At 70.1% G+C, this 8,492-nt stretch carries 9 protein-coding genes; all 9 read left to right on the top strand.

The annotated features are described in order from the left end of the window. Nucleotides 1–139 precede the first annotated feature (139 nt). The 9 genes from AAIL68_RS12430 (at nucleotide 140) to tilS (ending at nucleotide 8,435) form a co-directional block, all read left to right on the top strand. The gene (locus AAIL68_RS12430; protein WP_347140097.1) at nucleotides 140–715 is read left to right on the top strand and encodes a hypothetical protein; all 576 of its coding nucleotides are present in this window, start codon (nucleotides 140–142) and stop codon (nucleotides 713–715) included. Continuing rightward, nucleotides 712–1,107, top strand: coding sequence for a tol-pal system-associated acyl-CoA thioesterase (gene ybgC, locus AAIL68_RS12425; protein WP_347140096.1), 396 nt, complete (start codon nucleotides 712–714; stop codon nucleotides 1,105–1,107). Before AAIL68_RS12430 ends, ybgC begins: the two co-directional genes overlap by 4 nt. Before the next feature lie 144 nt (nucleotides 1,108–1,251). Then, the gene (gene tolQ / locus AAIL68_RS12420; RefSeq protein ID WP_347140095.1) at nucleotides 1,252–1,944 is read left to right on the top strand and encodes a protein TolQ; all 693 of its coding nucleotides are present in this window, start codon (nucleotides 1,252–1,254) and stop codon (nucleotides 1,942–1,944) included. Between the two features lie 3 nt (nucleotides 1,945–1,947). Then, on the top strand, nucleotides 1,948–2,403 hold the full coding sequence (locus AAIL68_RS12415) for an ExbD/TolR family protein (RefSeq protein WP_347140094.1): 456 nt from the start codon (nucleotides 1,948–1,950) through the stop codon (nucleotides 2,401–2,403). A 4-nt stretch (nucleotides 2,404–2,407) separates the two neighbouring features. Beyond that, on the top strand, nucleotides 2,408–4,381 hold the full coding sequence (locus AAIL68_RS12410) for a hypothetical protein (protein ID WP_347140093.1): 1,974 nt from the start codon (nucleotides 2,408–2,410) through the stop codon (nucleotides 4,379–4,381). 44 nt (nucleotides 4,382–4,425) lie between these two features. Beyond that, on the top strand, nucleotides 4,426–5,742 hold the full coding sequence (gene tolB, locus AAIL68_RS12405; RefSeq protein ID WP_347140099.1) for a Tol-Pal system beta propeller repeat protein TolB: 1,317 nt from the start codon (nucleotides 4,426–4,428) through the stop codon (nucleotides 5,740–5,742). A gap of 26 nt (nucleotides 5,743–5,768) precedes the next feature. Further along, nucleotides 5,769–6,308: a peptidoglycan-associated lipoprotein Pal gene (gene pal / locus AAIL68_RS12400; RefSeq protein ID WP_347140092.1), complete on the top strand. Its 540-nt coding sequence runs from the start codon at nucleotides 5,769–5,771 to the stop codon at nucleotides 6,306–6,308. Further along, a complete protein-coding gene (locus tag AAIL68_RS12395; RefSeq protein WP_347140091.1) occupies nucleotides 6,305–7,195 on the top strand; it encodes a tetratricopeptide repeat protein in 891 nt (296 codons plus the stop codon). Before pal ends, AAIL68_RS12395 begins: the two co-directional genes overlap by 4 nt. 4 nt (nucleotides 7,196–7,199) lie before the next feature. Continuing rightward, nucleotides 7,200–8,435 (top strand): tRNA lysidine(34) synthetase TilS, encoded by a 1,236-nt coding sequence (gene tilS / locus AAIL68_RS12390; protein WP_347140090.1) that lies wholly within the window; start codon nucleotides 7,200–7,202, stop codon nucleotides 8,433–8,435. The last annotated feature ends 57 nt before the right edge of the window (nucleotides 8,436–8,492 follow it).

Raw genomic sequence — 8,492 nt, 5'->3', positions numbered from 1 at the left:
GAACGGCGAAGGGAAACGGGGGCGACAATCGTTTCGTAAAATGCTGCGCGGGGGGGAATTGCCGGGGGGGGGCTTTGCCCCCCGCCGCCGTTTCGGCGACTCCCCCCAGGATATTTGGGCAAAGGTGAAGGGACGGGGCATGAACGCCGATGACATCGCCGCATTGTTCACGCGGTCCGACGGGACGTTCCTGTGCGCCCGCTGGGGACGCCCGGTGGCGCCGGTCATCTTCGGCCTGGCCGACGAAAGCCTGGACATCTTTCGCGGCGCGATCCGGGCGGGCTTTGCCCATGCGGGCCATCCCTTGGCCGAAACCGACCCGGACATGGGCGCGAACCTGATGCTGTTCTTCGTCCGCGATTGGCCGGATCTGGCGGACATTCCCGATCTGGACCGGCTGACCGATGCGCCCGGCCTGGGCGACCGGCTGGCCCGCGCGGGGGCCGACCAGTACCGCATGTTCCGCTTTGACGCGGATGGCGGCATCCGCGCCTGCCTGGGGTTCCTGCGCATGGGCGGCGCGCTTGCCGACAGCCATCCCGCGCAACTGGCCGAGGCGCTGTTCATGCGCTGCGCCCTGACCTTCACGCAGGACATCACGCCATCTGCCCCCATGGCGGCGCTGATCCGGGCGGCCTATGACCCGGTCCTGCCCGTCGCGGCCAGAGATCCGGCCCATGCCCTGCGGCTGGCCGCGCGGATGGGGGGTCTGTGATGCACAGCCTTGCCGTCCGTGTTTACTACGAAGACACCGACCTTGCCGGGATCGTCTATTACGCGAACTATTTGAAGTTCATCGAACGCGGGCGGTCGGAATGGCTGCGCGACCTGGGCATCGACCAGGCCGCGATGAAAGAGAACAGCGGCCATGTCTTCGCCGTCCGCCGGATCGAGGCCGATTACCTGCGCCCCGCCCGCTTTGATGACCTGCTGTCCGTCGAAACGGCCCTGGTGCAGGCGACAGCCGCGCGGATCGTGCTGGACCAAACCGTCCGGCGCGATGATGCGGCGCTGTTCGCGGCGCGCGTGACGCTGGCCTGCCTGGACGGCAGCGGGCGTCCCGTGCGGCTGCCCAAGGGTCTGGCGGAAGCCTTGGCTGCCGGGTGAGGCACAAGGGCCGCACTGTCTGAAAGTGACGGCATTGTGTTGCGGCAGGGGGCTGCAACCTTTGCTAGGAAGGCGCTAGAAGGCCCGCAAACCGACCGCAAGCCGGTCAGGTCCGCAATGGATCACGACGAAAAGGCAGTGACGATGGAACCGATCCAGGCCGCCCAGGCCATTGATTTCTCGCTGATGGCGCTGTTCGCGCGCGCCTCGCTGACGGTGCAGGTGGTGATGGTGCTGCTGATCGTCGCCTCAGTCTGGGCCTGGGCGATCATCGTCCAGAAGTTCCTGGTCTTTGCGCAGGCCCGGCGCGAGGCCGCGCGCTTCGACCGCAGCTTCTGGTCCGGGGAGCCGCTGGACGACCTGTATGACCGGCTGGGCGAACGCCCCTCGGGCGCGTCCGAGCGCATCTTCGCGGCAGGCATGACCGAATGGCGCCGCAGCCACCGCGACGACGGGGCGCTGATCCCCGGCGGCCCCGCCCGCATCGACCGCGCCATGAACGTCGCGATCCAGCGGGAAGAATCGCGGCTGTTCCGCGGGTTGTCCTTCCTGGCGACGGTGGGATCCACCGCGCCCTTCATCGGGCTGTTCGGCACCGTCTGGGGCATCAAGACCGCCTTCGAAGGCATCGCGATGTCCCAGGACACCAGCCTGGCCGTCGTGGCGCCGGGCATTGCCGAGGCGCTGCTGGCGACCGCCCTGGGCCTGCTGGCCGCCATCCCGGCGGTCGTCTTCTACAACAAGCTGTCGGGCGACGCCGAGCGCGTGACGGGAAACTGGGAGGCGTTTGCCGACGAGTTCTCGACCCTGCTGTCGCGCCAGATGGACGAGGCGTAAGCGATGTCCGCCGCCGTCGTCAAACGGGTCAGCCGCAAGGGCCGGGGTCGCCGCCGCAACGCGCCGATGTCCGAAATCAACGTCACGCCCTTCGTGGACGTGATGCTGGTGCTTCTGATCATCTTCATGGTGGCCGCGCCGCTGATGACGGCGGGCGTGCCGCTGAACCTGCCCCAGACCGCCGCGACCGCCGTGCCCACGGAACCCGAGGAGCCGCTGGTCATCTCGATCCCCGCCAATGGCGATGTGACGCTGATGGACGCGCCGGTGGCGCAGGACCAGATCGTCACCCGCCTGCGCGAGATCCTGGCCAGCCGCGAAAGTCAGCGGGTCTTCCTGCGCGCGGACGGCGCGATCCCCTATGCCCGCGTGGTGCAGGTGATGGGGGCGCTGAACGCGGCGGGGCTCTCCGACATCGTGCTGGTGACGGATACCGGCGGCCCGAGGATGGACGGATAAGGCGATGGAGGACCGCGAGGGCCGCATCGGTTGGTGGGTTTCGGGATCGGCGCATGGGGCGCTGATCCTCTGGGCGATCCTGGGGGGCGTGTTCTTCCGCCCGCAGCCTTCGACGCCCCTGCGCACGACGCAGGTTGCCACGATCAGCGGGGCCGAGTTCGAGGCGCTTGCCGCCGCATCGCGCGGGGCCGGTCCGGTCGGGCGGGACGCGACGGCGGTGGCGACCATGCCCGCGCCTTCGGCCGACAAGGATGCCGCACAGGCGCCCGCAGCCGCCAGCCGTCCCGATGCCGAGGATGCGGCACAGGATCTGGCGCAGCCGGACGCGGCCGAGGCACGGCCGGACCTCTCCGATTTCGCCCGTCCCGATCAGGTCGCGGTCGCAACCGATCTTGGCGCCCCGGCCGGAAACCAGACGGCGGAGGATGCGGCCCCGTTGGCGCCTGCCGGCGGGGGACCGGCCCGGACCGACGCGCAGCCTGCCCGGCCTGCGGCGCCAGCCGCCGATCAGGACGCGCAGCCGGTCGCGCCGCGGTCTGAACTGGCGCTGGACCGCTCGGCCTTGCCCCGGCTTCGGCCCGAAGGCCTGGTCGAGCGCCGCAATGCCCGCCTGGCCCGGCAGGAGGCCGAGCGCCAGGCAGCAGCAGAGGCCGCGCGCGCAGCCAAGGAAGCAGCGGCAGCAGCAGCCGAAGCCGAGGAACGCCGCTTGACTGCCGAGCGGGAGGCAGCCGAGGAAGCCCGCCGGGCGGATCGGGCTGCGGCGGAACGGGCCGAGCGGCAGGCGGAAGCAGAGCGTCAGGCCGAGGCGGAGCGCCGGGCCGAAGCAGAACGCAAAGCTGAGGCGGAGCGGGAAGCCGAAGCGGAAGAACGTCAGGCCGCCGAGGAGCGGCGCGAGGCGCAGGAACGTCGCGAAGCCGCCGAACGCGCCGAGCGCGAGGCCGAGGAACGTCGGCAGGCCGAGGCGCGTGCCGAGAAAGAGCGCCGCGAGGCAGAGGCCGAGCGCCGGGCCGAGGAGGAACGCCGCGCCGCTGCCGAGCGTGAAGCCGAAGAAGCGGCGGAACGCGAGCGGGCCGAGGCCGAACGCCGCGAGGCCGAAGCGCGGGAAGCCGAGCGCAAGGCCGAGGAAGAGCGTCGCGCCAAGGCTGAACGGCAGGCCGAAGAAGAACGTCGTGCGGAGAAAGAACGCAGGGCAGCAGAGGCCGAACGCAAGGCCGAGGAGGAACGCCGCGCCGCCGCAGAGGCCGCCGAGCGTGAAGCCGAGGAACGCCGCGCCGCCGCCGAGCGGGAGGCCGCCGAACGCGAAGCCGCCGCAGCCGAGGCTGCCGAGCGCGAGGCCGAGGCTGCCCGCCAGCAGGCCTTGGAAGACGCGCTGCGCGATGCGCAGAACGGCAGTGCCGGGGCGGAGGGAACGGACACGGCCTCGACCGGGGATGCACAGGGCGGCAACAGCCAGATGATCGAGGGTGGAGCGGGCGCCTCGGCCGCGCAGGATCCGCTGGCGGCGGCCTTGGCAGGCGCCATGTCGGGTTCCGGGGCGGCGGACGGCACGGATGCCGCGCAAGGCGGCTTCGTGGAACCGATGCAGCTTGCGCCTTCGCCCATGCGTCCGCTGCCGCTGGATGGCGGCATCGACATGTCCAGTCTGTCCCAGGCCGAACCGCTGTCGCTGGCCGAAAAGGATGCCTTCCGCGCTGCCCTGCGCCGATGCTGGAACGAAGGCGCACTGTCGGTCGAGGCGCAGCGGATGTCGGTGTCAGTCGGCTTCAGCATGACCGCCGATGGCAGGCCGATCGAGGCCAGCCTGCGGATCGCCGATTACCGGGGCGGATCGGAAGGCGGCGCGCAGCACGCCTTCGAGGTCGCGCGGCGCGCGATCATGATGTGCGGGGGCGCGGGCTTTCCCCTGCCCATGGACAAATACAGCCGTTGGCGCGATGTCGTGGTGGAATTTCGCCCCGACGGGATCGGATTTGACTGAGGCCGGGGCCGATCCGGCCCTGTCGAAAAGGTGATGAGGATATGATGCTTCGGACGCTGACCTGGACCCTGTCGATGGCGCTTGCCGCCGCAGCAGCCCCTGCCCTGCCCGCCCTGGCGCAGGACGGCCCCCTGAAGATCGAGATCACCGACGGCGTGACCGAACCGATGGCCATTGCCATCCCGGCCTTTCACGGCGACGCGGCGGTGGCCCAGAAAATCCGCGACGTGGTGGCCGCCGACCTGACGGGCACCGGGCTGTTCCGCGAAATCGCCGCAAACGCGGCCGCAGCGCCGGGCAGCTTTGGCGAGGCCATCGCCTATGAGGACTGGCGGGCGGTCAGCGCGCAAGCGCTCGTCTCGGCCGAGGTGACGCAGGCGGGCGATGCCATCAGCGTCAAGTTCCGGCTGTTCGACGTCTACGCGGGCCAGGCGCAGGGCGACGGGATGCAGTTCGACGCCCGCGCCAGCGACTGGCGCCGCGCGGCCCACAAGATAGCCGACCAGATCTATGCCCGCCTGACCGGGGAACAGCCCTATTTCGACAGCCGCGTGGCCTTCGTGCAGGAAACGGGGCCGAAGGATGCGCGGATCAAGCGCATCGGCGTGATGGATTATGACGGTCAGAACATCCTGTGGATGACCGACAGTTCGTCCCTGGTGCTGGCCCCGCAGTTCTCGCGCGACGGGCGGCGGCTGGTTTATACCAGCTTCGACAGCGGCTTCCCGCAGATCCGGGTGATGGAGGTGGCGACCGTCACCTCCCGCGCGATGACGCAGGATGCGAACAGCATGGCCTTTTCGCCGCGCTTCAGCCCCGACGGGCGCTGGATCGTCTATTCCCGCGAACAGGGCGGCAATACCGACATCTGGCTGATGGACGCGGCGTCGGGCGCGCAGCGGCCGCTGGTGCAGTCGCCCGCCATCGATACGGCGCCATCGTTCAGCCCGGACGGGCAGCGGATCGTGTTCGAATCCGACCGCTCCGGCAATCCGCAGCTGTATATCGTGGGCTTGGGCGGGGGAGAGCCGACGCGGATCAGCTTTGGTGACGGGCGCTATGGATCACCCGCCTGGTCCCCCAAGGGCGACCTGATCGCCTTCACCAAGCAGGTGGGCGACCGCTTCCACATCGCCACCATGCGTACCGACGGATCTGCGGAAAAGACCCTGACCGAATCTTTCCTTGACGAGTCCCCGACCTGGGCCCCCAATGGCCGCGTGGTGATGTTCACGCGGGTCACGCCGGGCGGGAATGGCCAGCCGCGCCTGCATTCGGTGGACATCACCGGGCGGAATATGCGACCGCTGAGCCTTGACTTTGCCGCCTCGGATCCCTCTTGGGGACCGTTGATGCCCTGAGACACGCGCGCCGGAAGGATAAGCCGATGATCGTCTGGAAGAAACCCGCTGCCGCCGCCCTGCTGCTGACCCTTGCCGCCTGCGCGCAGCCCGCGCCGCCGGTCACGCAGTCTGCCGTAGTCGATCCCTATGCCAATGCGGCGGGCGGGGCGCTGTACCAGGGCAACCTGGCGGGCGGCACCCTGGGGGCCGAGGCGACGGCGCAGTATTTCAACGATACGGTCGGCAACACCGTGCTGTTCGCCGCCAACCAGACGGCGCTGACGGCCGAGGCGCGCGGCATCCTGGCCCGCCAGGCCCAGTGGCTGAACACGCATAGCAATTTCAACGCCGTGGTCCAGGGCCATGCCGAGGAAACCGGCACCCGCGAATACAACCTTGCCCTTGGCGCGCGCCGCGCCAGTGCCGTCCAGGAATACCTGATCGCCCAGGGCGTCGCGTCGGACCGGGTCCGCACGCTGAGCTTCGGCAAGGAACGCCCACGCGAGGTCTGCTCGGACGAGGCCTGCTATGCCAAGAACCGCCGTGCCGTGACGGTGGTCAGTCCCGCCGGGGCAGGATCGTGATCCGGCGCGCCATTGCCGCAGCCGTTCTGGCGGTGACGGTGGCAATGCCTGTCGCCGCGCAGGAACCGACGCTGGCCGATCTGCGCACTGAGCTGACGGCGCTGCGCGGCCAGTTGCAGGTGCTGCGGTCGGAACTGGTCGCCTCGGGCGCGGCGGGGTTCCAGGCGGCGGGCGGGGATGCGGCCATCGACCGCATGAACGCGATGGAACAGCGGCTGGCCCGGCTGACCGACCGGACCGAGCAGATGCAGAATCGCATCGACCGGATCGTGGCCGATGGCAGCCGCCGCATCGCCGATATCGAATTCCGCCTGTGCGAGATGGACGAGGGCTGCGACCTGGCCGCCCTGACGATGCTGGATCTGGGCCGCAGCGGCAGCCCCGTCCCGAACCTTGGCCCCGCCACGCCGCAGGCGGGCGGGGGCGCGAAGCCCGTGGCCGCCGGTGAACAGGCCGATTTCGACGCGGCCCAGCAGGTCATGGCCAGCGGCGATTTCCGCCGCGCGGCCGACATGTTCGGCGCCGTGGCCGAAGCCCATGCGGGCGGCGCCCTGACCGCCGAGGCGCTGTTCCTGCGCGGTGCCGCGCTGGACAGCGCGGGCGATGGCAAGGGCGCGGCGGCGGCCTGGCTGGAAGGCTTTGCCGCCGATCCCGACGGGCCGCGCGCCGCCGAAAGCCTGCTGGGCATTGCCCGCGTCATTGCGGAGAACGGCGATCCGACCGCCGCCTGCCTGTATCTGGCCGAAATCCCGGCCCGCTTTCCCGGCACGCCCGCCGCCGCCAAGGCCGAGACGCGCCTGAGCCGCCTTGCCTGCAGCAGCAACGACCTTGGCCTTGCGGCCGACAGCGCGGTGGAAGCCGAGGCCGATCTGGCCGAACACCAGTAAGCCGATGGCGCCTTCCCCCAGCGATCTGGCTTTCCGCATCCATGCCGCGCTGGATCGGCTGGCCGCCGACATGCCCGCGCTTGGCATTGCCGTGTCCGGCGGGGGCGATTCGATGGCCTTGATGCACATGGCGGCGGACTGGGCGCGCGGGCGCAGGATCATGGTGGCGACGGTCGATCACGGCTTGCGCCCTGAAAGCGCGGCCGAGGCGCGGCAGGTGTCCCGCGCCGCTCGCGCGCTTGGCCTGCCCCATGCCACCCTGCTGTGGCAGCGTGGGACCGAGGCCGGGAACCTGATGGCCAGCGCGCGCGATGCCCGGCTGCGGCTGCTGTCCGGCTGGGCGCAGCGCAATGAACTCTCCGTCGTCCTGCTGGGCCATACCGCCGACGACCAGGCGGAAACGCTGCTGATGCGGCTGGCGCGTGGGTCGGGGATCGACGGGTTGGCAGCCATGGCGGAATGGCGCGACGCCTTTGGCATCCGCTGGCTGCGCCCGATGCTGGGCGCGGGGCGACAGGAATTGCGCGAATGGCTGGCGGCGCGCGGCATTGCCTGGACCGACGACCCCAGCAACGAGAACGAGGATTTCGACCGCATCCGCATCCGCAAGGCGATCGGCGCCATGGGACTGGATGTCCCTGCCCTCGCCCGCGCGGCCAGCCACATCGGCGAGGCGCGCGACGCATTGTCGCATTATGCCGCCCATGTCGCCCGCGACGCGACGGTCCAGAACGGCAGCCTGACCCTGCCCCGCCGCGCCTATGGCGACGCCCCGCCCGAAATTCGCCGCCGCCTGATCGTCGCGGCCTGCCGCTGGATCACCGGGGCGGACTATCCGCCGCGCCGCAACACGGTGCTGCACGCGCTGAACGCGATCGCGACAGGCCACCGCGTCACCCTGGACGGCGCCCTGATCGAGCCCGCGGGCGACCATATCCGCCTGTTCCGCGAGGCTGCGGCGGCCCTGCGCGCGCCCGACAGCCAGAACGGCACTTGGGACAATCGCTGGAAAATCAGCGGGTTGAAGCCCGGACAGCATGTCGCGGCGCTTGGCATGACGGAACTTGCGCATGTCAGATGGCGTCTGTCGGGCCTTGGTCGGGACGAAGCCGCCGCCACCCCCGCTGTGTGGGAAGGGGACCAACTGGTCGCCGCGCCGTTGATCCGCGCGACGGTCCCCTATGATCTGCGACCCCTGCGCGGGGCGGCGGATTTTCACAGGCTGGTAATGGCGCATTGAACACGCGCCGATAATCCCTATTTTCAGGACAAACCGATATTCGCCGGAGGTCCCGCT

The organism is Paracoccus sp. SSK6 (genome assembly GCF_039770665.1).
In the GTDB taxonomy this organism is placed as follows: domain Bacteria; phylum Pseudomonadota; class Alphaproteobacteria; order Rhodobacterales; family Rhodobacteraceae; genus Paracoccus.
Note: the sequence above shows the minus strand (reverse complement) of the source record. Positions and strands in the feature narration are given on the sequence as shown.